A 24,716-nucleotide genomic window follows, 5' to 3' on the forward strand; every position below is an offset into this window, starting at 1 on the left:
TCAAGGAATCTTCTTATTCCTACAAGAAAATTTTGAAAACGCTATAAAATACTTTACAATTTACTTTCGCGCTTTTTGGCGCTAAACTGCTGACAAAGGGGTTTCGATCCATTATAATAAGCCTAATTTATTTCAAAAAGCCTACAAACTAGAAGAGAAGAGGAGAGTGGAGACGAATGGCACATGATCCAATCGAAACCATGCGCAAACAGATAGACGAGATCAACCTGGAGATTCTCGCCTTAATCAACAAACGGGCAGCTCTTGTCCAAGACTTGGGGAAGGAAAAGCTGAAGCAGGGGATCAATCGTTTTGATCCGGAGCGCGAGCGCGAAATGTTGAACCTGCTGGTGGAAAACAACAACGGACCTTTTACCGACAATACCATCCGTCACCTCTTCAAACAGATTTTCCAGGCTTCCCTCGACTTGCAAAAGGACGACAACAAGAAAGTCCTGCTTGTGAGCCGCAAGAAGCAGCCGGAGGACACCGTACTTACCATCAAAGGAGTAGAGTTTGGCGGAGGCGAACCGCTTCTGATCGCCGGACCGTGTTCGGTCGAAAGCTATGAGCAAGTCCGGGCAGTGGCGGAAAACCACGTCAAACGGGGACTTCGCGTATTGCGCGGCGGCGCGTTCAAGCCTCGCACATCGCCTTACGACTTCCAAGGCCTGGGCGAAGAAGGCCTGCAGATTCTCAAGCGCATCGGCGACGAATTCAACCTCGTCACCATCAGCGAGATCGTGACGCCTGCCGACCTGGAGATGGCAACCAAATACATCGACGTGATCCAGATCGGCGCCCGCAACATGCAAAACTTCGAGCTGCTGAAAGCTGTGGGACGCCTCAATCATCCGGTTTTGCTGAAGCGCGGCTTGTCTGCGACGATCGAGGAATTTATCTACGCTGCCGAGTACATCTTGTCCGAAGGCAATACCCAAGTCATGCTCTGCGAACGCGGTATTCGCACGTACGAAAAAGCGACCCGCAACACGCTGGACATCTCCGCAGTGCCGCTTTTGAAGCAGGAGACGCATCTTCCTGTTTTCGTAGACGTCACTCACTCTACCGGCCGCCGCGATCTGCTCCTCCCTACGGCCAAGGCAGGTCTCGCTGTGGGAGCAGACGGTGTCATGCTGGAAGTCCATCCTGACCCGGATGTGGCCCTCTCCGACGCCAAGCAGCAGGTCAACATTCCGCAGTTCAACGAAATCGTGGATCAATTGCTTGCTTCGGGATTATATAAGGAAGCAAAGATTGCCGTAGAAAGATAAACCGCAAGCGGATAACTGAAACTGGATGCACCAAAAGAGCTTTCCCGATTGCGGGAAAGCTCTTTTTGAAAGCCGACACGCTCGAAAGCAGCTATAATGGAAACCTCCCCGCTAAAAAAGCGTATAACTAAGAGAAACAAAGGGGGGACGAGAAATGCTTGCAATGAATGCAGCCATGATTGTTTTTACGCTTTTGATTCTCGCATCTCTCGCTATAGCCGGCTACAAGGCATTTGTCCGCAAGCAAAGCATTTCTCACAGCTACACCCCGTTTGATTATATTGCCGGCCAGACGAACGTGGAGTTTCATGAGGAAAAGGAAGAGCAGGAAGAACACGCCGGTCAGGGAGACGGCTTCGATAAAAATGAACGTTCCAGGCGGTTCCGGGTGTAGCTGGGACATCCTTTCATTTGACGAAAAACCTCGCAACCAGTAAGCTAAAACATAACAGATGGACTTCGGGGGAAGGAGCATGTTTATGAGTGAGCAGGGCCATTGCTGTTCGTCAGAGCGGTCGACGCCGCGGGCAGACAAGATCAAGGCAAATATGATCTCCCGTCTGAACAGAGTTGAGGGACAGGTTCGCGGCATTCGCGGCATGGTGGAAAAGGATGTCTACTGCGACGATATCCTCAACCAGATCGCCGCCGTTCAATCTGCGCTGAATGCCGTCGGAAAAATACTGCTGGAAGGGCACATGAAAAGCTGTGTCATGGAGCGGATCCAACAAGGCGACAACGAAGTGATCGACGAGCTTTTGAAAACGATGAATAAATTGATGAAATGACGGGGAGCCGTGTCCGGAAAACAATTGCAACCGGACACGGCTTGTCGTATCATAGGTGCATACATTTATGAAAACACTATGAAAACCATAAAATGGGGAAAGTGAGGGTGTGTGATGCCGGTAACTATCTATGACGTGGCTCGGGAAGCAGGGGTCTCCATGGCGACAGTGTCCCGAGTCGTTAACGGAAATCCGAACGTAAAACCGCTGACAAGGAAAAAGGTCTTGGCTGCCATTGAGCGCCTCGGATACCGTCCCAATGCAGTCGCACGCGGTTTGGCGAGCAAGAAGACAACTACGGTCGGTGTCATCATTCCGGATATCTCCAGTTTGTTCTTTTCCGAATTGGCACGCGGGATCGAAGACATCGCGACGATGTACAAATACAATATTATTTTGTGCAACTCTGACCAGCGCCTGGAGAAAGAGCTTCAATTGATCAACACCCTGTTGGAAAAGCAGGTGGACGGGTTGTTGTTCATGGGAGCGGAGATTAAAGAGGATCACCTGCAAGCTCTGACTTCTTCCTCCGTCCCTACGGTGCTGGCAGCTACGAGAGACGCCGACAACACGCTGCCTTCGGTCACGATCGATCACTTCCAGGCTGCTTACGATGCCACCAAGGAATTGATCGACCACGGACATGAGCGGATCGCCATGATTACCGGGCCGATGAACGACCCGCTTGGCGGCTTGATGCGCTATCAGGGCTACAAGCGTGCGCTCGAAGATGCGGGTCTGCCGGTTGATGACGCATTGGTCACGCAAGGCAATCTGTTTTATGAGTCCGGCTTGCAGGCAACAGGCCAATTCCTCACACTGGAGAAACGGCCTACGGCTGTGTTTGCGGCCAACGATGAGATGGCCATCGGGGCAATTCACGCGGCGCAGGATGCCGGCCTGAACGTTCCCGAAGACCTCGAGGTGATCGGTCACGACAACATTCGATTGGTCGAAATGGTGCGTCCTCGCCTGACCTCGGTCGTACAGCCGATGTATGATATCGGTGCCGTTGCGATGCGACTGCTCACCAAATACATGAACAACGAACAAGTCGACGAGCATGTCGTTTTGCTGCCGCACCGGATTGAGTATCGGGAAAGCACCAGGCCGCGAGTGACCGCTACGAGCTAAGGCTGCATCACTGCAGCAAGAGGAGGACAGCAATGAGAATCGGAATAATCGGCGCCATGGATGAAGAAATCGCCTTGTACATGGAGAACATGACAGGGACGACTGCTTCTGAAAAGGCGGGGATCACATATTACGAAGGCGAATGGGAAGGCAGTACAATCGTCCTGTGCAAATCAGGCGTGGGAAAAGTAAACGCTGCTGTTACCACGCAAATCCTGATCGACCAGTACAAGGTGGACAGCGTCATTTTTACCGGGGTAGCGGGCGCGCTGCATCCGGAGCTGAACATCGGCGACATTGTCGTTTCGACAGACTGTATCCAGCATGATATCGATGTGACGCCGCTCGGGTTTGCGCCAGGGCAAATTCCGTTTACGGAGAAATCCGTCTGGGAGGCAGACCCGGGCTTGATCCAGCTGGCAGTCAAAGCGGGCAAGGAGCTCGAAGCCGGTGTTCAAGTCACGACCGGCCGTATCCTCTCCGGCGACCAGTTCGTGGCCGACCGCGAAAAGGTACAGCAGCTCCATCAGCAGTTTGCTGCCCATTGCACCGAGATGGAGGGGGCTGCGGTCGGACAAGTATGCTCGATGAACGGCATTCCCTTTGTCGTCGTTCGGTCGATGTCGGATAAGGCAGATGGCTCTGCACACGTCAATTTTCCGGAGTTTACCAAGCTAGCATCCGAGCGCTCCTACTCTATGGTCCAGCGTATGCTGAGAGCGATGACACCCGCAGTCATTGTGTACTCGACGAAAAACTGCATCGACTGCGATATGGTGAAAAATTGGCTGACCGCGAAGGGAATTGCCTTTGAGGTGCGCGATGTCATGACCAGCCGGACGTTCCAGGAGGAAGTAGAACGTTTTGGCTTCATGGGAGTGCCGGTCACCGTAGTCGGGGACAAGGCAGTAAAAGGCTTCCAGCCAGCAGAGCTGGAAAAATTGGTGGACGGACGTTCATAATCGTTTCGACAGTGAAAAAACCGGTCTCTGAGAGGCCGGTTTTTTGTATATGCGAAGGTAAAATTCCTCATTATTCTTGCGATTTGGTCAAATTCAGTCTCCATCTGTGATCGGCGCGTACATTTTGGCTCTCTCCAGCGTCACCCGATTTTTCTCGGTGATTTCGGCTCGGCGGGGGATCGGCGGAAACGGGGTGTCGAACAGCCTGTCCGGAAGCTTTTTTTCACTCAGAGGTTGCCAGCGGGCAAGCCAATTAACCGGCAAAGGCCCGTCTGCAAGTGGTTGATCGCTCATCTCGCTCCACAACAAGGTCCAGGCCCTGGGAACGACCCGCCAGATATCATAGCCGCCGCCGCCGACTGCGATCCATTTTCCGTCGCAATACTCATGGGCGAGTTGATGGGCCAGACGCGGGATTTCCTGATAAATCCTCATGGAGCAGGAAAGGTGCGTAAGCGGATCGTAAGCATGGGCGTCACAGCCGTTTTGTGTCAGAATGACATCCGGTTGAAAGCCTCTGGCCAGCTTCGGAAGCAAATCCCGATAAACATCGAGGAACGAATCGTCCTCTGTAAACGCATCCAAAGGGACGTTTACCGAATAGCCGTATCCGCTTCCATCTCCGCGTTCCGTCAGGTTGCCGGTACCGGGAAACAAGTACTTTCCCGTTTCGTGAATCGAGACGGTCAGGACGTTGGGATCGTCGTAAAAAGCCCATTGCACCCCGTCGCCATGATGGGCGTCCGTGTCGATATAGAGGACGCGCGCATTCCAATGCTTGCGCATATAAGCGATTGCCACGGAGCAGTCGTTGTAGATGCAAAACCCGGAAGCCCGGCCGCGGAAAGCGTGGTGCAGACCGCCAGCGGGATTGAACGCATGCTCGGCACGGCCGGTCATGACAGCGTCTACCGCTTGCAGCGTACCGCCGACGATCCGGGCGGAAGCTTCATGCATTTGCGGAAAACAGGGAACATCCTCCGTCCCCAGACCATAGCTGGCTGCTGCAGGCAGTTCTTTGTCGCTATGTCCCTGGTCGCGAACAAAATCGATGTAGCGCCGGTCGTGCACCAGCGCCAGTTCATCATCCGTGGCCATCCGCGGAGGCAGGATATCGGCGTCAGTCAGTAAGCCATAAGCGCTCATCAGATCATGGGTCAACAGAAGACGGCGCTGGTTGAAAGGGTGTTCATCATTGAAGTAATACTGGGTGTAGTCCGGAGAGTAGATCAGACGAGCGTTGCGGCTCAATGGCTGGTCCCTCCTTCCCCGGGCGCGATGACGGTGAAGCCATGGTCGCGCAGCTTTTGGACGATCGGGCGGGGGTCAATGGTTTGAGCGCGAAAGACGAGACTTTTCTTCGCCGGCTTGGACCCGGGGAAAACGACGATGCTGGATACATTGACCTGGGCTTCCCGGAACACCTGGCTTACTTCCGCAAGCATTCCCACGCGGTCGTCCACCTCCACCTCGATGTGCGAGCTCGGCTTGTTTACGCCAAAAAGCTCGATCAAGCTGTTGAACAAATCCGATTCCGTGATGATGCCAACCAAGCGGTTTCCTTCCACGACGGGAAGCGACCCAACTTTGGATTCGTAGATCTGCACGGCCGCATCCTCGATGAAATCCAGCGGATGGGCAGTGAGGACCTGGCGCTTCATAATCTCGGAAACGGGCTTGCCAAAAATGGTCTCGTCGTCTTTTTTCGGCAACAGAATGGAAGGGAGGGCTTCCCGCAGGTCGCGGTCGGAAAGAATGCCGACGAGACGTTCCTGTTCTACTACGGGCAGGTGTCGAATCTTATTTTCACGGAGCAGCTGCAAGGCTTCGCCGATCGTGGTCGTCGGACTTGCGGTGATGACCTGTCTACGCATAATGCTTTCGATACGCATGAAAGATTATCTCTCCATTCGTAATTGAGATCAAAGCTGACAGAATCTCGTAAAGCAGTGATGCCAGGAGCTAAAATAAGAAACGATTCTGAAACCGCATGGCGTCAAAGGCAGCCACGCTCTCCGGCGGGACGCGCTTGCCGATGCGGGCCATCAAACAGTTTGCCGGATGCGAGCAGATTTCCGGATCATCCGTAGCCATCCAGACCATTCCGGCGCTGCCCATCACTTTCTCCATCACTTTACGGTACTGCCACACATCTAGGCCGGTTCCTTTCAAATCCCAATGCCAGTAGTACTCCGTCGTAATGACGATATAATCCTCCAACGCGTCATCCGAGAAAGCCACCTCCAGCAGGGCTTTGGCCACGCCTCCCGCACGGATGCTCTGGCTCACTTCAATCGCTCCGAGCTCCAGCAGATCAGGGAGCCTGGCCTGGGACCACCTCTCCATCGGGTCCGGATAGAGAAAGGTAGCATAACCGAGCACGAGATCCCCGTCCCGGACGAGTACGATGCGACCTTCAGGCAGTGCCGCGATCTCCACCAGCGCTTTGTGCTGTTCTTCCGGTATCCGAAACGCCTTCAGGCCATCGTCAAATCGCATAGCCGCCAAACGATCCGCTGGAACGGGGCCCTCCACCAGCAGGCTTTTGCCGTTTATTGCGACATGCTTGGAGTAGTATCTCTTGATGTGTTCCATTCGGTCACCTCCCGTAGTAGGAAAACAGAGATGGCAAGCAAGCTACCATCTCTGTTGTGTGTTTCTCATCTCTAGCTGTATTCAGTTTAGTTCGCTGTTACGCTGTTGGATTGTGACGATTCTCCGTAACTATTTACGGCTGTGACATAGTATGAGCCGGCCACATCTCCGGATTTGTTGATATAGCTGGTACCCGTCACCGTGTCGATCAAAAGGAATCCGCTCGCAGGATCGGGACTGTAGTACACGTTGTAGGCAATGACCTGTTCACTGCTGCGGTTTGCCTTCCATTGCAGCTTCCAACCATCGGACGAGGTTGACATCGTCAAGGATTGGGGAGCAGAGGGCGGAGCATTGGAAGGCTGCTGGCCACCATTGCCTTCGTTCGTCTCGCCGGTTGGCGGTACCTGTACATCCGGCGGAATAGCATCAGGCTGTCCGATACCGTTTGGCGGCACGGGAACCTCCCATGTACCGGCAGAGGAGTCGGCAGAAGCGATCGCAGAAGGCGATGATTCTTGTCCGCTGATATCCACAGCTGTGATGTAGTACCCGTTCAAGCCGCTGCCGCCTGCGTCTGTATAGGTAACGATTGCAGGATCCTTGACGGTAGCGATCTGCACGAAGCCCACTTGCGGATCGGCCCGATAGACCCGATAGCCGAGGAGATCAGCTTCTCCGCCGGATTGCCAGCTGAGAACCGTCTGATTGCCCGATTTGGAAGCCTTGACGTTGCTCGGCGGAGCGGGCGGACCACCCGTTTCCGTCCGGGGGTCTTCTTTCTCAGGCAGCCGCTGATCCCAATCCGGCGGCTTGGCTGAAGTCTTCCTGTTCTTGTCCGTGACCTCGAGCACTTGCTTGCCGTCTGGTGCCGGGTCTGGTGAACGGAAGAAAATTCCTTCTGTCACGAAATCGTCCGGCGTCCCTTCCTTGGCCAGATAGCGGACATTGTTGTATTCAACGATTCGTGCCCGTTGATGGGCATCGTCCACTTTTGTCGGGACAAACTGGCGATTAAACAGATCGGTTATCAGATGCCCGGCTTCTTTCGACAGCTCGCTCGGCAAAAGGCCCGACTTGCTGTCTATCGTAGCGCTGACGATCCCGGCCGGTTTTTTGAAAGTGGCATCCGGCGGCGACAGCTCGGGATACTTTTCGCCGATTTCTTTAATGATTTTGCCCCAGACGACCATCGGCACGTACTTGTCCTTGTCAGGCATCGGATACGGCTCATCGTAGCCGACCCATACGCCCAAGGAGACCTCAGGGGTATACCCGACAAACCAGAGGTCATTGGAATTGTTGGTCGTTCCCGTCTTGCCTGCTACATCTACCTTGCGCGGCACGTATTTGCGAATGTGGTTGCCCGTCCCGGCATTGACGACGGTGCGGAGCATATCAGTGATCAGGTATGCTGTTTGTTCACTGTACACCTGCACGGGCTGGCTTTCGTGACGATAGACGATTTTGCCCTGGCTGTCCTCGATCCGGTCGATGAGGTAGGCATCGACAAACGAACCGTGATTCGCAAAGGTAGCATAAGCATTGGTAATTTCTTCGACGGTCAAACCGTAGCTCAGACCGCCGATAACCCCGGTGGCTGCGTAATTGTCATTTTCCACCAGTGTGGTTACGCCCATTTTTTTTACGTACTCCAGAGCGGTCGGGATTCCGACTTTCAGGTAAGTCTTGATCGCCGGGATATTCCACGATTGGCGCAGCGCTTCTCTGGCGCTTACCACGCCCTGGTATTTGTTGTTCCAGTTCATGGGCATGTGCGATCCGTTGCGCCCGTCAGCGAGGACGAGCGGCGAGTCGTCGATCGGTGATCCAGGCTGCAGGATTCCCAGCTCAAAGGCGGGGGCATAGGCAGCCAAAGGCTTCATCGCCGACCCCGGTTGACGCGGAGCAGTCGCGTGATTGGTCTGCTCTACCTTGAAGTCGCGCCCCCCGATCATCCCCAGAATGGCGCCGGTTTTGTTGTGGATGAGCATTGCACCCACTTCTTCCAGCGCGTTTTCAATCTTTTCTGTCTTCCCGTTGGAACGGCGGATGGTGTAGGTCCGGTTTTGGCCGAAATTTTTCGGATCGGCTGCGATTTGCTGCATGAACTTGTATACATCCTTGTGAATCGTGGTATATACCTTGTAGCCCCGTGTCAGGATGTCGCGCCGTTTTTCTTCGACCAACTGGCGGTATTCATTGCGGCCGACTGTTTCCTTGTCGCGCCCTTTTTCTTTCAGATCGGCATCCACCAGTGCCCGTGCTGCGCGTTCCTCGATGTCCATCATCAGGAACGGGACCTCCCTGTAGGCCTGCTTTGTGGGCGCGGCCAGGCGGGGAGTGAGATCAGTCTTGAGGGCCTCGTCGAACTGTGCCTGTGTTATGTAGCCGTTCTCCTGCATGCGCTCGAGCACCATTTTCTGGCGGTCCTTGCCGCGCTGGTATCCTTCGCTCGTAAACGGTGTATACATCCCGGGGTTTTGAATCATTCCCGCCAGGTAAGAGGCCTCTGCCAAATCGAGGTCCTTCACATCCTTGTTGAAAATCCCTTTGGCAGCTGCCTGAACGCCGTAAACAACAGAGCCGTTCACGTTTTTGCCGAGATAGATTTCATTCAGGTAGGCTTCCAGAATCTGATCCTTGGAAAACATGCGCTCGATGCGGATCGCGGTGAAGATTTCGCGAACCTTCCGGGAATGGCTTACTTCCTGGGAGAGGATCGTGTTTTTGACCAGCTGTTGGGTGAGCGTGCTGCCTCCGGTTACGACCGGCTGGTTGGTAAAGTCCTGATAGGCTCCCCGCAGCGTGGATTGCAAGACCACTCCTTTGTGGTGAAAGAAATTTTTGTCTTCCGTCGCAATGACCGCATTGATCAGATGAGGCGATACTTCCGACTTTTTCACCAAACGCCGGTCGCCCTCGGCTGCACGGAGCGGACCGATCAGCGTACCGTCATTGTAGTAGGCAAAGCCGGTCAAATAGTTGGTGAAAATTTTCTCGGCCAACTCTGCTTTGCTGCGTACAGGCTCGTCCTTCACAAGGGCGGCAACGTAGCCTGCCAGAATTCCTCCTGCCAAAACGCCACCCATGAGTCCTAAGAGAAACAGGCCCGAGACGATCAGCGTCACCATTCGTCTGCGGCCTCGTCGGCGTTTTTTCTTTGTCGATTCAGAGGAAGAAGTGTGGTTGTTCGACATGATCTACGACCCCCTAGCATCCTGATTATACCATAGGAGGAACCGCGAGGATAGCAGGTCTGAGTTGACACCGTCGGGGCGTTATGCCAAAATAGCCTTATAATTTTTTGCGAGTAAAATGCAAAACAGCGTCGAACGGCGACAGTAGCAAGTGACAAGCGGATGAAAGGGAAAGTGGCATGGATCAGCCGGACGAAAGTGGCGGAGGATTCGGGCCGATTCCTGCAGAGAGCTGGTGGTCGGTGAAAATCAGCCCCTTGCACGTTGCGAATTACACGTCGGGAGCTTGCCGGTTATGCCGGACGGTGCAGGCCGTTATCCTGTATTCGAGCGGAAAAAATGAGCATTCTTCATTTTTTCAACTAGGGTGGTACCGCGGGTTCAATCTCGTCCCTATTTTGGGGCGGGATTTTTTTGTTTTTCACAAACTTATTTGAATAGGAGCTGTAACAGTGATGAGCAGTGAGCAAATCAATCAAACCAACGAAAAATTCACGCTGACGGAAGCGCAAAAGCAAGAGGTGGAGCGTCAGCTGGCGATCATTCGCCGCGGCGCGATGGAGATCATCCCGGAGGAGGACCTGCGCCGCAAGCTGGAGCGTTTCGTCGTTACGGGCCAGCCGCTGAAGGTGAAGCTCGGGCTCGATCCGTCCGCCCCTGACATTCACGTGGGCCATACGGTTGTCCTGCAAAAAATGCGCCAGTTCCAGGAGCTGGGCCATACGATCCAGCTCGTGATCGGCGACTTTACCGGCCGGATTGGCGACCCCACCGGAAAATCCGAGACCCGCAAACCGCTCACCGAGGAACAAGTAAAGGAAAACGCGAGAAGCTATGTGGAGCAATTCGGAAAGGTGCTCGATGCCAGCCGTGTCGAGGTCAACTACAATTCCAGCTGGCTGGCTCCGCTGACATTCTCCGAGGTTGTGGAACTGGCAGCCAAGACGACGGTTGCCCGCATGCTGGAGCGGGATGATTTTGAAAAACGGTACAAAAGTGAACAGCCGATTTCCCTGCATGAATTTTTTTACCCGCTGATGCAGGGATACGATTCCGTAGCGCTTCAAAGCGACGTCGAGCTGGGCGGTACGGACCAGAAGTTCAACCTTTTGATGGGACGCAACCTGCAAAAGGAATACGGTCAGGAACAGCAAGTGATTCTGACGATGCCGCTCCTTGAGGGCCTGGACGGCGTGCAAAAAATGTCCAAAAGCTTGGGGAACTACATCGGCGTCAACGAACCGGCCAACGAAATATACGGGAAAGCGATGTCTGTGCCGGATGAGCTCATGCTTCGCTACTACGAGCTGGCTACGGACATGAGCAATGAGGATCTGGAGGCGCTCCGGGCAGGGCTGGCAGACGGCAGCGTTCACCCGCGCGATGCGAAAATGAATCTCGCCAAGACCTTTGTCCGGATGTACCACGGAGAGGAAGCGGCGGAAGCGGCGGAGAACTACTTCAAAACCGTATTCCAGCAGCGGGCGCTGCCGACGGACATTCCGGAAGTAAAACTGGACGCAGCCGCGTATGAAAATGGCGAAGCGGGTATCGTCAACCTCGTCTTTGATCTCGGACTGGCAGACTCCAAAGGGGAGGCACGCCGGATGGTTCAGCAAGGAGCTGTCAAAATCAACGAGGAAAAAGTGGCGGACATCAACGCCAGTGTGAAGCTTGCAGACGAGATGGTCGTTCAGGTCGGCAAGCGGAAGTTTGCCAAAGTGAAGCTGGGGTAGTTGAAGCGTATCATAGAATGGTTAGAGAGCTCCTGCGTTGTATTCCAAAGCACAGCGCCGGGGCTTTTTTCTTCGGGTCAGCTAAAACGAGGAATCGGCAAGGTCGCCGTGGAAGAGAAAAAGGGGAGTCCGAAGACTGTCGGAAATGGGAGTGGAAACGCATGGTGAAACGGCTGATCGAAGACTACGCAAATGGAAGTGAAAAGCTCCGCTGGTCCATCCACGGACTGACTACAGAGGAAATGAGCTTCAAGCCGGGGCCGGAAAAATGGAGCATCCACGAGATCATCGTACATATTTGCGATGCGGAGATCGTAGGCGTGCAGCGGATGAAGAAGGTATTGGCAGAAGACCGGCCGCTCCTGACCGGGTATGATCAGGATGCCTGGGCGCGTTCTTTGGGTTATTCGCAGCAGAATGCCGAGCGGGCCTTGCAGTTGTTCCAGTTGCTGCGTGAGGAAATGGCGTCTGTACTGCAGCGGGTGAAGGATGAAGAGTGGGGGAGAGAAGGCATTCACACCGAAGCGGGTCCGCTTTCGCTGCTGCAGTTGTTGGAGCGCTATGTCAACCATGTCCATGACCATCTGGCACAAATTGAGCGGGTAAAAGCGGCATATGCCGCCCGTTAGCCCTTAAATTCGGAAAGCACTTCTGTAAAGGCTGCGGAGAAAACAAAAAGAGCAGGCCAGTAATGGCACTGCTCTTTTTTTATCCGAAAGATTAACGGCTGTAGAACTCAACGATCAGAACTTCGTTGATTTCAGCAGGCATTTCTTCGCGGTCTGGCAGGCGGTTGAACGTACCTTCCAGTTTGTTGTCGTCGAACGTGATGTAGTTCGGCAGGAAGTTGCGTGCTTCCACAGCATCCTTGATGATTTGCAGGTTGCTGGATTTCTCGCGAACGGAGATCACGTCGCCTGGTTGTACGCGGTAAGAAGGAATGTTAACTTTTTTACCGTTTACCAGGAAGTGGCCGTGGTTAACGAGCTGACGAGCAGCAGGGCGAGTTGGAGCCAGGCCCATGCGGTATACCACGTTATCCAAACGGGATTCCAGCAGTTTCATGAAGTTTTCGCCCAATACGCCAGCCATTTTACCGGCTTGCTCGAATGTGCGGCGGAATTGCTTCTCGCTAACACCAAACATGTGGCGCAGCTTTTGCTTTTCTTGCAGCTGGATACCGTATTCGCTCAGTTTACGACGGTTGTTGTGACCGTGTTGACCTGGAGGAAAGTTGCGTTTAATGTCTTTGCCTGTACCATCCAGGGAAATGCCCAGACGACGAGCCAGTTTGTGACGAGGACCTGTGTAACGTGCCATGTTTTCATTCTCCTTTAAGTTGGATTCGCAGGTGTTTACTTCCGCGAGGCTAGTTTCGTCTTTAGCTACACGAACTTCGGACGGTAGCATTTCCGCATCGTGCTCCTTGGCAGGAGTTCAGCCGCAGCCTGCAAGGGACGAAACTAAGAGGGTCTACCTCCCGTTTTTACCTACAATCAATGCCACCCTGTACACATACAATCAATATTATCTTTTCTTTTAGGAGAATGTCAAGAAAAAATGGGGAGTTGCCTTGTTTGCAGCACGCGGCTGTCTGTCTCTTTTGCCTCTATTTTCTTCTCGCCATGTCCTCTTTCAGTGGCTCTCAGAATCGGGGATTCTCGTCCAGCTTGCTGCGCACCTCCAGGAATCGCGAAAAGGCGATGGCCGCATCGGCCCGGGAAACGGTGTCCTCCGGATGGAATTCCTGGCCGCTTTTCATGATGCCCAGCGAAGTGACAATCACGATGGCCCCACGATTTTTTGACTTGGCGATATCGGTTAGGTCGGACTGGAACATGTCCGAGTAATCCGCCAGCTTGCGATATCCAAGCGCCCGTACCAGCATGTCGGCCAGCTCTTCACGGGTGATTTTCTCGTCCGGCCGCAGCGAGCTTACATTTCTGTCCAGAAGCCCGCGGTCAACCGCAGCCTCTACGGCAGCAAAATACCTGGATGTATTGGCCACATCGGCAAAGCTTGCCTTGCGTTCCAGTGAGATGCCAAACATCCGTCCCTGGTTCAGGCTGATCATCAGCATTTCGATCATTTCACCGCGCGTAATCTCTTTTTCCGGCATAATCTTTCCGTCAACAAGGGAGAGCGCATCGTACTCGTACATCAACAGCAGTTCCTTCTCGGCCTTGTGTCCATCCAGATCGGAAGGCGGAGTGCGATGCAGTTCAATCGTTTTCCCCGTCGCCGTGCTGCGCCATTCCCCGGATAAGGCATCGAGGAAGTACCCTTGCTCAAGCGGAGTGGTCGTCATGCGGTAGACCAGTTTGGCCTTTCGCTCCGGCAGAGGGGCGATTTCGACACCACCCTTTTGTTCCAGCGGTTTTACCGGGAGCTGCTCCAGCATGTAAACAGCTTCCGGCTTCGCTTCTTTCAGCCAGGCTTCTGCTGCTTTGTCGGCTGAGATGTGATCGCCGAGCCGGGATGGATAGCTTTCCCGTCCAAAGTCGAGGTTGAATGACATCAGCTCGCCGCTTTTTTTGTCGTAGGTAAGATGGGCCGATCCCGAAGCTGCCGCTATGCCGTTTACCAAGCGGAGGAAGCGTACGGTGTAGGACGTGTCCGGCTGCTGTTCGCCCGTTTCTTCTTGCGGCGGATCGAGATAAAGCCGGTTGGCCCAGGTGGGCGCGAATTTTTTCAAGTCCTCAATCGCTCTCTTTTCGATTGCTTTTGGATTCGTCTCTTGTTTTGTAGCGGCCGCCTTCAGGGTATCAGGCAAATTGGTGTAAAAGCTGTACACATCGCCGGTGATGGCATCGACCGCAGCCGAAGCAAAAACCTGCTTCTCTTTATTTTCAAAATCGAGATTCCAGACTGGCCTGTTGCTGCGGTGGTCGCTTTCGCTGTAATTGGCAGAGCGAAGTGCATAGCCTTTCAGCCCAAATACCTGATCGACCAGAGAGACGGCTGCATCCTGACTGAGCGGTTTTCCGGCATTGCGAGGCGACAACGGCTTGCTGCTGGCCGGAACAGGCTCTTCTTCTGGCTTTGCCGGTTTCAGCTGGGGCGTCAAGAGAGTGCCGTCCGATCCGTCCAGAAACAGTTTGAAGGGATTGTCGTAGGCCAGGATCGGCTTATCCCTGTTTTCCCCTTGGGCTTCCCAAGGCACTACGTAGGACAGTGTGGGCTTCAGCGCTTTTTGGAAAAGCTCGGCCGCCTCTTCGGAAGATATCATTTTGCCAGGGCTTTCAAAGGTGACGTCATCGTTCCAGGAAACCGAGTAATTGGTCACCTTTCCAGAGGAGTCAACGGTAATATCCACAGAGTTGTCCGGGAACGGAATATCGTCCACGAGACGGACAAAGCGAAACGCATAGGAAGCGTCTGCATTCAGCGGAGTTTTTTGCACCGGCTGATCGTCATGGTACAGTCTCGTCTCCTTCCATTTCGACGGAACGTTGGCGGAGAAAAACTCCTCTGCTTTTTTCCGGGCGTCGTCATACGAAATGCGGTTGGCGTAATCAGGCTTGGATGCGTTCCTGTTGTACGATGAAAAGGACGTCAATTCTCCCGTGTCGGCGTTGATGCCCACACTGTAGGAGTGTTCGATTTCCGCATCGTTCTTTGATTTTTTTACCCAGTAAAACGTCCATTCCGGAAATGCCCGCCAGGGATCGGCAGAGCGGAAGGAGACGTTGTTGAGCTCCAGGCCGGCGGTCGAGACAAATTTGCCGGCAATTTTCATAGCCGCGTCTTTCGAGATTTTTGCCTTGCCTGATTGCGCCGAAGCAGGCTGGCCAGCCGACCCTTTGGAAGCAGGCATGGCAGGAGAGGCTGCGCTGGCCGCGTTTGCGTCTGCGGGCAAAGCTGCTCTCGTCTCCCCGTAAGCAAGCGACCCGGGAGCCAGCAGGCTGGCGGTCAAGAGAATCGATCCGGAACGGACCAACAGTGTTTTCATAATTTATCCCCCCAAGTTGTATCTGACATCTTGCCACTACAACTTCTGACGCAGGGAAGAGAAGCGGCGTTTCAATAGATTGGAAGAAAAACAAACGGAGGAGGGGAAAAATGGGAATTTTGTCCTGGTGCAAAAGCGAATCGTTATGGAATTGCAAACATTCATCTTATATAATAAATAAAGAGTTGTGAATACAAGCAGTACGGCTGAGGAGGAAACGCATTGCATACTGTCATCTACCTCGTTCGCCACGGAGAAACAGATTGGAATCTGGCTCGCCGAATTCAAGGCCACAGTGATATTGCCCTTAATGAATCAGGGAGGAGCCAGGCTCAGAAGGTAGGTGTCCGCTTTCGCGGTGAGACGATTCACGCCGTTTACGCCAGTGATTTGGCCCGCGCACGGGAAACAGCCCAGTGCATCGCCGAGAATGTCGGCTGCACCGTTTCCACTCTGACTACCTTGCGCGAGCGTTGCTATGGAGAGTGGGAAGGGCTGACCTATGAAGAAATCAAGGTCCGTTTTGCAAATATGGACGAGACAGCGTGTGGAATAGAGACGTTTGAGGATATGCAGCAGCGCGCGGCTGCCGCGTTGACCGAACTGGCCGACCGCCATGCGGGAAAAGCGATTGTCGTCGTTTCTCACGGCGGGCTGATTAACAGCTTCCTGCACGGTGTGACAGGCGGCCAGCAGGGAACAGGAATCACCCGAATCGACAATACGGGGATCAACGTGTTTCATTACGTTGACCGGCGATGGGAAGTAGTTACAGTAAATGATACGGACCATTTGGAAGACTGACAAAAAGTGGAGAGAGGGAGTATTGCGTGTCAAGTAAAATGTTGGGGAAGTTGGAAACGGTCTTTTCCTACATGGCCCACTTCATGCTGCTATCCTGGCCGGAAAAGCGCCCGGGCATTCTATTCTTGACAGATTCAGCCGGAATCCTGGTATCGTTCATGGAAATGCAGGTCGGCCAATCCTGGAATCCCAACAAACTCTGCCTCCAGGCGGGCAATAAGCTCATCGACGAACCCCACTCTCCTGTCTCCCAAGCGTTGCGTACAGGAGAGATTTCCGTACAGAAATCCGGAGACGGCGATTTGGTTTGGGGAGCGTTTCCGTTAAAGGAGCATGACGGCCGTATCAGAGCGGTGATTGGCATGGTCGCGCCTCAACAGGAGATCGAGTTCGAGCTGGCTTCGTACATGAGGGGGCTGGAAGCGTTGATTCGGATGGGCTATGACGCATATATTCAGCATGCGACGAGCGACATCATCATGAAGCTGAACCGCCATGAGAGTACGAAGGACCTGCTGGAATGCTTGATTCATCAAATTGCCGAAATCATCCAAAAAGGCAGCGTATCCGCTGTAAAGCTGACCGAGGTCGGCACCCTGATCGTGCCGGAGTATTTTACGACGCAGGCAGTGGATGGAAAGGGATGCCACATTACGCAGTTGGCTGCGCGTTTTGCGGGAGTGCCGCTGACCCCCTCGGTGGAGGATGGCTATCGCACCGTCATCCTGCCGATTACTTGTGAAGGAAGACCGCTGTACGCCCTGTTTTTACATCTATCTCCCGAAGAACGAGAAACGTATGACGAGCGGGACGTAGCATTTCTGCAAGAGGTAGGCGAAAAGGCGAGCTACGCCCTCAAAAGAACGATGGTAGCCGACGACTTGCGAAGGGATGCGAGCAAAAAAGATCTGCTCTATCAATTGATGACCAAGATCCAGGCGTCAATCGATGTAAATGACGTACTGAACGAAATCATCAGCAGCATCCGATCCTTGTATCCGCACGCCGTTGTTGACCTGTTCCTCACCGTCGAAACGAATGCGACGACACCGGTTAAGCCGCTCTCCTTCCAAGACGAGGATTGTTCCACAAGCACACGCGCCTATCTGGAAGGAAGCCTGGTCATGGACTACGAGGAGCGGGATGGAGTCACGGTAGCCGTGCTTGCCGCACCACTGCTAGGCAAACAGGGCATTTACGGGGTATTGCAGTTGACTACGGACAGGACCGTTTTCTTAAGTCCACATGAGACGGAGTATATCTCGATTTTGGCTGAGACGGCGGGAAAAGCTTTTGAAAACGCCCAGTTGTATCAGCAATCCCGCAATCTTATCAGAGAATTGCGTTTGATTAATGAGATGGCCAGACAGCTGAATCGAAGTCTGAATTTGCAGGAAATCCTCGACTTTGTAACCAAGATGCTGCTGGAGACCTTTTCTACCGAATTTTGCGCCATTTTACGCAAGGAGCAGGGAAAGGAAACCTTTGAAGTGATTTCTTCTTCCCATCCCGAGTGTCAGGGGCGGATTATCCAAGCCGGAGAAAAGCCGATTTCCGAAATACTATCAAGCAAGCAGGCCCTGCTGCTCGTACAACCTGGCTCCGGGCCGCTGTCCTTCTCCTTGCTGCCTTGTTCATCCGTGACGCCGATTGCGTCCCTGATGGGTGTTCCGCTGGTCGTTGAAGGCGAACTGGGAGGCGTCCTGATCGTTGCTGATTCTCGCCATCATTTCTTTAGTTTTGACGATTATAAGCTTTTGGAAATTTTCGGACAGCACGCCAGTTTAGCCATGACCAATGCCATGCTGCATAACGAAGTGGAGCGGATGGTCATCACAGACAATTTGACCGGGCTGTACACGCGGCGCTATCTGAATGAACGCGTCCGGGCCTCTCTCGAAAAGGACGGCTTTGGCTCGTTGATTCTGATGGATATTGACTATTTTAAAGTCGTCAATGATACATACGGCCATCAGGTAGGGGATGAGGTTTTGATCCAGGTCGCCAATCAGATCAAAAGCCATATCAGGGAAAGCGACATCCCCGCGCGCTGGGGAGGAGAAGAGCTGGCGGTCTATCTGCCCCGGGTAGACAAGCTCACTGCACAAGCGATCGCAGAGAGGATTCGCTCTTTTGTTGAAAAAGAGACTTCTCCAAAAGTTACGATCTCTTGCGGTCTGGCCAAGTGGAGCAAGGAACGAAACAGCGATATCAGTGTGGAGTCCCTGTTTTATCAGGCGGATATCGCTTTATACGAGGCAAAAAACAAAGGGAGAAACCAGGTTATATTAGCGTAGGAGCCGTCTGGGCTCTTTTCTTTTGGAGAGACGACGGGAAACAGGAGGGCTACAATGACGACAGAACGTCCAAACAGACAAGCGGCGGAGGTGGCAAAGGGGGTCTATTTATTGGAAATCCCCACCCCGTTTTCCGTTGGTCCGGTGAATCTATACGTGATCAAGGGAGAGCGTCTGACTTTGGTTGACACAGGTCCGCTGACGGATGAGGCGTGGGAGACTTTCGTAGCGGGTCTGAAGTCAATCGGCATCCGACCGGAAGAGATCGAGCAAATCGTCCTGACGCATCATCACGTGGATCATTGCGGACAACTGGAGCGGATTCGCCGGGTATCGGGCGCATCTACTCTCGCTCATCCGCTGGCCATTCCGTATGTAGAGATGGACGAGGACTTTTTATCCTTTCACGACCGCTTTTTTTATGATCTGTACAAAGAGAGCGGCGTACCGAACGACAAGCTGATCATCATTCAAAAGTACCAAAAGCTGATGATGACCTTCTCGGAGCGAAGCCGCATTGATGCACCGCTCAAGCACGAACAAACCGTTCCCGGCCTTCCCGGGTGGCGCGTTTTATACACGCCGGGCCACTCCCAAAGCCATCTTTCCCTGTACAGGGCGGAAGATCGGGTCATGATCGCAGGCGATCACATCATCAAGCGAATCTCGTCCAATGCGTTTATCGAACCGCCCCGCGATCAGTCGGCGGCGCGTCCGCTGACCCTCGTCCAGTATCGGACTGCTCTGCAGATGTGCGCGGATATGGAGATTGATTTGGCATTGTCCGGACACGGGGAGCCGGTTGTGGGCCACCGCGAGCTGATCTTGCAGCGCCTGCAGAGAAATTGGGAGCGGACCGATATGCTGCGGCACTTGCTCACTGAAGGGGAAAAGACCGCGTATGAGCTGACCGCCATGCTATTCCCCATCCTGTATGAAAAGGAACTCCCTTTGACGCTATCCGAGACGTTGGGACATATTGATTTGCTGACGATCCTGCATCAAGTGGAATGCAGAAAAAAAGAGGGGGTTCTCTATTACTCGTTGTGAGTGAATGAAGGTAAAGGGACGCTCTCCGGCTGCCGGATCTCTCAAGCAGAATATCAAGCAGAATAAGCCTTTTCTTCCTCGGAAACCCTAATGGCGACGAAGAGGAGGGACGAAGATGCGCAAAGGATGGAGCATCGTGATGCTTGCCCTGCTTTGTGGAGGCCTGACCGGCTGCAATCAGATGGGGGTCAAGCAAAATGCGGATTCCGCTTTTGAACAGGTCCGTGACCGTTTTTCAGAGCAGCAGGCTTTTGCTTTTCACGGCACGACCAAGCTCGTGACAGGCGATACCGCCAACGGCAACGTAGTCAGTTTTTCCGGACGAAAAACAGGCGATGACATGCTGATGAGAGTCGATTTTGCCGTTCCCGAGCAAAAACAGGCGAAAAGCGTGTCGCTGCTGAGCAAAAATGAACAGATTTACGTTCGGACAGAAGGAAGCGCCGGTTGGAAAAATACAAGCGGCCAAGACACGGTCTTTCGCCAGGAAATGAACAACTGGGATCCAGTGTTCGCTATGGAGCAGATCAATCAAATGAAGAAAAGCGTACTGCCCCTGCAGGATCGCGCCCCAGAGGATGACATCGAAGCAGTGCGGATTTTGATGGACTCGACGAAACTGAAAAGCTGGCTGGCGGAGCAGATGAAAAGTCAGGCGAGCGCCCGGACCCAGTCTCATGCCGGCGGCGCTGCTGTCTTGCAGACAGAGGCAATTCACCAGCCTCGTTTGAAATACGCGTTGACGCTCTCGGACGGAACATGGAACCGGCCGCGGACGGGAGCCACGATACAGGCGACCGAACCGCCAGTGGACGAGATCATTGACCAGATGGAGCTGGAAGCGGAATACACCATTTACTACAACAAAAATACGAAGCTCCCGACCAACATGACGATGTCCATACGCTCGGAATACGATATGAATGACCAGCGAGTCCGCGAGTATACGCAGGTGGAGACATACCTCCAAAACTACGGACAGGCCATTCCGGTACCAGACCCGACTGCGGCGGGGGCCACAGGGTAATTGGCTTTATGCGGGCAGCTTTCCGTATACGTTCACTCTTGTGCAAGAAGGGAGAGTGGACGTTTTTTTATGCGGACAAAAAGATATTCAGCCGGTAGTGTCATACGATCGCAGCTGTTGCAATAGAGATGGCATAGTTTAGCTCGCCACCGCCTTCGGGAATATCGTATGTAACGATTGACGGGACTTCAGCGTATTTCTTCATGGAAAAGCTTTTGGTCCTTTCCTTCGAGGTTGAAAATCTTGTGCCCTCTGCTCTATAAGGACTGCGAAAAGAAGGGCGGCAGGGAAAGTGTGACCAACCAGAACTGTCGGATAAATCGTTGTAGTGCATGCAGGTTTCCTCTGTCATACTTTTATCATACTTGAAATTTCTACAGGAGGAATCCTGGAAAACTTTGTCGAACTACTAACAAGACTATCTTTTTATGGCGAATGGTCTGTAAAATGAAGTAAGATACCTCCTCTGCGACCTTCATCGGAATGGCGGAGCGAGGAAAGGGGCAGGCAGAATGGACCAGACCAAATTGCGCATTTTGTCTGCAGCAGCAACCCTTTTTGACCAAAAGGGGTACCATGGAACCAGTGTCAGACAAATTGCTGAAGCAGCCGAAGTGAATGCCGCCCTGATTTCGTATCACTTCAAAGGGAAACAGGGTGTTCTCGAAAGGCTGATTTCTTACTACTTTGAAACCTTGTTTCAACAGTTGGAACAGCTCGAGGAGAGCGAGAAAGACCTTCTCCCGATGGAAAGACTGGAAGGGGTCATCCGGCTTTATGTCACATTTCAAAGCGAGCACGCGGCAACGACAAGGCTGATCCAGCGAGAGCTGAGCGTGGAGTCGATGTTGGCCCGTGAAGTGATGACGCTGTATATTAGCCGCTGGAAACACGGAATCGCAAAACCGATCGAAGAAGGGATTGCGGCCGGCGTTTTTATGCCTGTGTCTGTGGAACACGTCCTCTTGATGACAGCAAGCCAATTGATATATCCTTTTCTCCATCCCCAAACAGTGCGGGAGGTTTACTATCTGGAGCCTGCTTCGGCAGAATTTGCAGAGTGGCTGCTTGCCGAAATCATGCGTTCTTTGCATGGATGGCTCTGTTTGCCTTACAATCAGCAAAAGTAAAAACAGCTTTGCCTACAGGGAATTTTGACGCTAAGGGGTTGTCCTAACCGTGAAGAAGAAATGGATCCTGCTCTGCCTTGCAGGAATGATGTTATATAGCCAACCGGCATTGGCCGCGCCTTTCCCGGATAAAACGGATGCAGTCGTACAGGACGCAGGAAAATATACGAAACCAGAGGATCAGAAGAAACTTACAGAGGCAATCAAGCAGCTGCCGGGTACATACAAGGTCGTCGTCGTCGAAAGCACGCAGCCAGAGGCGCAAAGCCCAGACGAGTATGCACAGAAGCTGTACGACAACTACAATTTGCCGGAAGATGCGATGATGATTGTGCTGGATATCAATACCGAACAGATCGGTGTTTATGCCGGTCCTGCGCTCCAGGCGAAGGGTGCCAGCATGACGATGCTGCATGACAAGGTGACGGCTTACTATGAGCCCTTTCGGAATCAAAAGGATTACTTGTCCGGCATCCAGACGTTTCTCGATGAGGTTGCCGCTGAACTAGACAGACAGCAAAATCAAACGCAGCCTGCCAATAACCCTGCTGCAGATGAAAGCACGCAGGAGGAAAAAGCCGAAAAGCCTGCTTGGGCCAAGCTTCCTTGGTGGTTGTACGCCATTGGGGCCGTCTTTGCAGCTTTGTCTGTCGGTCTGATCTACGCGATGATCAGACGCCGGGCCATTTTTGCCCAAGTGGATGATGTAGAGGATTGGAAAGACGAGCTTGTCGAGAAAATCAACGTAATGGAGATGGACAAGCCGCTTCGCCGGGCTTCCGGAAAGACGGAAGAGAAGTACATGTTCCTGGCAGACCGCAAAGAAAATCTGCTGCGAAATCGCATACCGGATGTCGATATGATGATACTTGACGCGGAGGAAGCATGCGACCGCTTCCGCTTCAAGCTGGCCTTGGGACTGCTGGACGAGGCGAGAGAGACGTTGACCTCCATCGAGCAGGAGCTCAATGACTTAAAACAAGACACCGTCAAAGTGGTAACGACAAAAAAAGAAAGCAAGCTCGCTATCCCGGAAATCGGCAAACAACTGGAGCAGGTGGAGCGCCGCCTGTCCGATCTGCGTCTGGAGTACGGATTGTCGTTCCATGAGCTCAAGGCCGGACTGGATGAGGCCTACGCCATTCGCACCCGAATTAAAGAAGTGCGGGCAGACGGCGACGATGTCGCTGCGTACGATCTTACCTTGAAAGCGCAAAAGATTTTGGGCAGGATCACAGATGCGATCGATAGCATTCCGAAATGGAACGAGCGTATCCGCAAAGAGCTTCCCGAAGAGTACCGCCAGTTGGAGGAAGGAATTGCACAAGCGGCAAGGGACGGATACGATTTGAACCGAAGTGTGCTGGACAACTCTCTCCTGCAGGCAAAGCAGCTCATGATGGCTGCCAAGGCTGCTTTGGAGGAAGGGAATCTGGAGATGCTGGAGACCCACGTGAAGGCATTTGAGGTTCTGCTTGACTCGACCTATCAAAGTATCGAAGAGGCCATCCTGACCGAGCGAAATGGAGCCGCCTCCGCTCAAGTGGCAGCGGCTGCTTCCCCGACTGCTTACCCGGCTGAAGCAGAGTCGATGGAACCGGAGATTATCGGTTTTGACATAGAGAGATCTGCTGTCTCTACTGGTCACCAAGAGAAGGCCGGCCAAGAGAATACGATCGAAGAACATTCAGAGAGGGAAGGCAGTACACAAGCGGCTCCTCCAATCAGCCAGGAAGCACTTGAGACGATGGCTGCAGCAGCACCTTCTGTCGAACCGGATGGGGCCCGTTTGCAAACGGAGCCGGAGATCATCGGTCAGGTTTTGCCTCCGGTACAAGAGATGCGGGAAGAACGGCCTTTTGCAGGGGCTGCCAATGAAATAAGCGGCGCGGAGCGGGCAGAGCTGTTGAACAGTGCCGTTGACAGGAAAAAGGACAACGCCGCAGCTCCCAAGCGTCAAGAACCGGACTATGACGAGGACGACGAGGAATACGAGCTCGTGATCCCGAAAATGGCTTCGGATTGGCAGGAAGAAGAAGCGGAAGAAGAGGCGGAGCGCCTGGTGATCGAGACCGAAGACGAGGCGTTGGATGAGCTGGAACGCATCTCCAATGCATTGGTCCGGATTCGCCAGCAGATTAAGCGAAGCTATTTGCCGGGTGTACCGGAGCATTTGAAGTACTTGTTTGAAGACATTGTGCAAATTTTGGCCCGCATCCAGGCAGTTATGGAAACGTATCGCTATGACATCGAGGAAGTCGCGATGCTGATCAACGATGCCAATGAGTTGCTGCTGGAAACGGAGCGTTTGGCCGAGCGGACGATTTCCGACTGCCAGCAGGCGGAGGGGGCCATCCAGTACACCAATCGCTACAGAAGGCAAAATCGGCAGGTAAACGAACTTTTGACAAAGGCCGAACAGGCATTTCGCCAACTGTTGTTTGCTGAAGCGTTCCAATTGGCTGAAGAAGCCCGCCTGATCGTGGAAGGCGATCCGGAAGAGACGGAAACGCGCTGGCTGCTGCGGCGCAAGAAGAAGGGGTGAAGCAGCTTGCTCCTGCCCATTTTCCTCCTCGCCGGCGGGATCTTGCTGATGATCCAGCCGCGAACCAAGCGGTGGCAAGCGCGTTTGCTCGCCCACTTCAACGGAAATGAACAAAAGGTCAAACAGAGAGCAAACACCTTCTTTTTGTTAGGGTTCGCGTTTATCATGGCAGGACTCGCCTTATTGTATCGTGTGACAACATGATAATCGCAAGAAACACGG

At 53.3% G+C, this 24,716-nt stretch carries 20 protein-coding genes; 14 read left to right on the forward strand and 6 right to left on the reverse strand.

The genetic code is table 11. The features are described 5' to 3' along the window. Window positions 1-176: 176 nt before the first annotated feature. From V5G20_RS08755 to V5G20_RS08775, 5 genes are all read left to right on the forward strand, one after another. Window positions 177-1,274, forward strand: a complete 1,098-nt coding sequence (locus tag V5G20_RS08755; RefSeq protein ID WP_003389168.1) for a bifunctional 3-deoxy-7-phosphoheptulonate synthase/chorismate mutase — start codon at window positions 177-179, stop codon at window positions 1,272-1,274. Window positions 1,275-1,428: 154 nt separating this feature from the next. After that, window positions 1,429-1,668, forward strand: a complete 240-nt coding sequence (locus tag V5G20_RS08760) for a DUF3951 domain-containing protein (protein WP_003389169.1) — start codon at window positions 1,429-1,431, stop codon at window positions 1,666-1,668. A gap of 85 nt (window positions 1,669-1,753) precedes the next feature. After that, entirely contained in the window at window positions 1,754-2,062 is a 309-nt protein-coding gene (locus tag V5G20_RS08765; protein ID WP_003389170.1) for a metal-sensitive transcriptional regulator, read from the forward strand. A 114-nt stretch (window positions 2,063-2,176) separates the two neighbouring features. After that, window positions 2,177-3,196 (forward strand): catabolite control protein A, encoded by a 1,020-nt coding sequence (gene ccpA, locus V5G20_RS08770; protein ID WP_024982866.1) that lies wholly within the window; start codon window positions 2,177-2,179, stop codon window positions 3,194-3,196. Window positions 3,197-3,228: 32 nt separating this feature from the next. Then, window positions 3,229-4,158, forward strand: coding sequence for a 5'-methylthioadenosine/adenosylhomocysteine nucleosidase (locus V5G20_RS08775; RefSeq protein ID WP_024982865.1), 930 nt, complete (start codon window positions 3,229-3,231; stop codon window positions 4,156-4,158). 93 nt (window positions 4,159-4,251) lie between these two features. Here the strand turns inward: V5G20_RS08775 and V5G20_RS08780 are convergent, their stop codons facing one another. From V5G20_RS08780 to V5G20_RS08795, 4 genes are all read right to left on the reverse strand, one after another. Continuing rightward, window positions 4,252-5,409: an acetoin utilization protein AcuC gene (locus tag V5G20_RS08780; protein WP_227277969.1), complete on the reverse strand. Its 1,158-nt coding sequence runs from the start codon at window positions 5,407-5,409 to the stop codon at window positions 4,252-4,254. After that, window positions 5,406-6,050, reverse strand: coding sequence for a CBS and ACT domain-containing protein (locus tag V5G20_RS08785; protein ID WP_003389175.1), 645 nt, complete (start codon window positions 6,048-6,050; stop codon window positions 5,406-5,408). The genes V5G20_RS08780 and V5G20_RS08785 overlap by 4 nt, the downstream gene beginning before the upstream one ends. A 70-nt stretch (window positions 6,051-6,120) precedes the next feature. Continuing rightward, a complete protein-coding gene (locus tag V5G20_RS08790) occupies window positions 6,121-6,753 on the reverse strand; it encodes a hypothetical protein (RefSeq protein WP_003389176.1) in 633 nt (210 codons plus the stop codon). Between the two features lie 86 nt (window positions 6,754-6,839). Beyond that, window positions 6,840-9,953 carry a penicillin-binding protein 1A gene (locus V5G20_RS08795; protein ID WP_024982863.1) on the reverse strand — a complete coding sequence of 1,038 codons (3,114 nt, stop codon included), beginning with the start codon at window positions 9,951-9,953 and terminating at the stop codon, window positions 6,840-6,842. 455 nt (window positions 9,954-10,408) lie between these two features. Between V5G20_RS08795 and tyrS the strand changes: the two genes are divergently transcribed. Continuing rightward, on the forward strand, window positions 10,409-11,689 hold the full coding sequence (tyrS, locus tag V5G20_RS08800) for a tyrosine--tRNA ligase (protein ID WP_003389179.1): 1,281 nt from the start codon (window positions 10,409-10,411) through the stop codon (window positions 11,687-11,689). A 161-nt stretch (window positions 11,690-11,850) separates the two neighbouring features. After that, complete coding sequence (locus tag V5G20_RS08805; RefSeq protein WP_243014241.1) at window positions 11,851-12,318, forward strand: DinB family protein; 468 nt, start codon at window positions 11,851-11,853, stop codon at window positions 12,316-12,318. A gap of 91 nt (window positions 12,319-12,409) precedes the next feature. On the opposite strand, the gene rpsD is transcribed toward V5G20_RS08805, so the two are convergent. Beyond that, window positions 12,410-13,009, reverse strand: a complete 600-nt coding sequence (gene rpsD / locus V5G20_RS08810) for a 30S ribosomal protein S4 (RefSeq protein WP_003389184.1) — start codon at window positions 13,007-13,009, stop codon at window positions 12,410-12,412. A 325-nt stretch (window positions 13,010-13,334) separates the two neighbouring features. Beyond that, a complete protein-coding gene (locus V5G20_RS08815) occupies window positions 13,335-15,641 on the reverse strand; it encodes an S-layer homology domain-containing protein (protein WP_122957928.1) in 2,307 nt (768 codons plus the stop codon). A 222-nt stretch (window positions 15,642-15,863) separates the two neighbouring features. Here V5G20_RS08815 and V5G20_RS08820 point away from each other — a divergent pair, with 222 nt between their 5' ends. The 7 genes from V5G20_RS08820 to V5G20_RS08850 all read left to right on the forward strand — a co-directional run bounded on the left by V5G20_RS08820 (window position 15,864) and on the right by V5G20_RS08850 (window position 24,698). Beyond that, on the forward strand, window positions 15,864-16,445 hold the full coding sequence (locus tag V5G20_RS08820; RefSeq protein ID WP_003389186.1) for a histidine phosphatase family protein: 582 nt from the start codon (window positions 15,864-15,866) through the stop codon (window positions 16,443-16,445). Between the two features lie 26 nt (window positions 16,446-16,471). Beyond that, window positions 16,472-18,742 (forward strand): sensor domain-containing diguanylate cyclase, encoded by a 2,271-nt coding sequence (locus tag V5G20_RS08825; RefSeq protein WP_227277971.1) that lies wholly within the window; start codon window positions 16,472-16,474, stop codon window positions 18,740-18,742. A gap of 54 nt (window positions 18,743-18,796) precedes the next feature. After that, on the forward strand, window positions 18,797-19,792 hold the full coding sequence (locus V5G20_RS08830) for an MBL fold metallo-hydrolase (RefSeq protein WP_338463348.1): 996 nt from the start codon (window positions 18,797-18,799) through the stop codon (window positions 19,790-19,792). A 115-nt stretch (window positions 19,793-19,907) separates the two neighbouring features. Further along, complete coding sequence (locus tag V5G20_RS08835; protein ID WP_031933110.1) at window positions 19,908-20,819, forward strand: hypothetical protein; 912 nt, start codon at window positions 19,908-19,910, stop codon at window positions 20,817-20,819. A 512-nt stretch (window positions 20,820-21,331) separates the two neighbouring features. After that, entirely contained in the window at window positions 21,332-21,949 is a 618-nt protein-coding gene (gene refZ, locus V5G20_RS08840; RefSeq protein WP_024982858.1) for a forespore capture DNA-binding protein RefZ, read from the forward strand. A gap of 49 nt (window positions 21,950-21,998) precedes the next feature. Next, a complete protein-coding gene (locus V5G20_RS08845; protein ID WP_338463349.1) occupies window positions 21,999-24,494 on the forward strand; it encodes a septation ring formation regulator EzrA in 2,496 nt (831 codons plus the stop codon). A 6-nt stretch (window positions 24,495-24,500) separates the two neighbouring features. Continuing rightward, a complete protein-coding gene (locus V5G20_RS08850) occupies window positions 24,501-24,698 on the forward strand; it encodes a hypothetical protein (RefSeq protein ID WP_003389193.1) in 198 nt (65 codons plus the stop codon). The last annotated feature ends 18 nt before the right edge of the window (window positions 24,699-24,716 follow it).

It is taken from the genome of Brevibacillus borstelensis, from assembly GCF_036700025.1.
Taxonomy (GTDB): Bacteria; Bacillota; Bacilli; order Brevibacillales; family Brevibacillaceae; genus Brevibacillus; species Brevibacillus borstelensis.

What these genes read in the sequence shown, in the direction of transcription:
- V5G20_RS08755 (WP_003389168.1), top strand. Translation starts at nt 177, where the DNA reads ATGGCACATGATCCAATCGAAACCATGCGCAAACAGATAGACGAGATC.
- V5G20_RS08760 (WP_003389169.1), top strand. Translation starts at nt 1,429, where the DNA reads ATGCTTGCAATGAATGCAGCCATGATTGTTTTTACGCTTTTGATTCTC.
- V5G20_RS08765 (WP_003389170.1), top strand. Translation starts at nt 1,754, where the DNA reads ATGAGTGAGCAGGGCCATTGCTGTTCGTCAGAGCGGTCGACGCCGCGG.
- ccpA (WP_024982866.1), top strand. Translation starts at nt 2,177, where the DNA reads ATGCCGGTAACTATCTATGACGTGGCTCGGGAAGCAGGGGTCTCCATG.
- V5G20_RS08775 (WP_024982865.1), top strand. Translation starts at nt 3,229, where the DNA reads ATGAGAATCGGAATAATCGGCGCCATGGATGAAGAAATCGCCTTGTAC.
- V5G20_RS08785 (WP_003389175.1), bottom strand. Translation starts at nt 6,050, where the DNA reads ATGCGTATCGAAAGCATTATGCGTAGACAGGTCATCACCGCAAGTCCG.
- V5G20_RS08790 (WP_003389176.1), bottom strand. Translation starts at nt 6,753, where the DNA reads ATGGAACACATCAAGAGATACTACTCCAAGCATGTCGCAATAAACGGC.
- V5G20_RS08795 (WP_024982863.1), bottom strand. Translation starts at nt 9,953, where the DNA reads ATGTCGAACAACCACACTTCTTCCTCTGAATCGACAAAGAAAAAACGC.
- tyrS (WP_003389179.1), top strand. Translation starts at nt 10,409, where the DNA reads ATGAGCAGTGAGCAAATCAATCAAACCAACGAAAAATTCACGCTGACG.
- V5G20_RS08805 (WP_243014241.1), top strand. Translation starts at nt 11,851, where the DNA reads ATGGTGAAACGGCTGATCGAAGACTACGCAAATGGAAGTGAAAAGCTC.
- rpsD (WP_003389184.1), bottom strand. Translation starts at nt 13,009, where the DNA reads ATGGCACGTTACACAGGTCCTCGTCACAAACTGGCTCGTCGTCTGGGC.
- V5G20_RS08815 (WP_122957928.1), bottom strand. Translation starts at nt 15,641, where the DNA reads ATGAAAACACTGTTGGTCCGTTCCGGATCGATTCTCTTGACCGCCAGC.
- V5G20_RS08830 (WP_338463348.1), top strand. Translation starts at nt 18,797, where the DNA reads ATGACGACAGAACGTCCAAACAGACAAGCGGCGGAGGTGGCAAAGGGG.
- V5G20_RS08835 (WP_031933110.1), top strand. Translation starts at nt 19,908, where the DNA reads ATGCGCAAAGGATGGAGCATCGTGATGCTTGCCCTGCTTTGTGGAGGC.
- refZ (WP_024982858.1), top strand. Translation starts at nt 21,332, where the DNA reads ATGGACCAGACCAAATTGCGCATTTTGTCTGCAGCAGCAACCCTTTTT.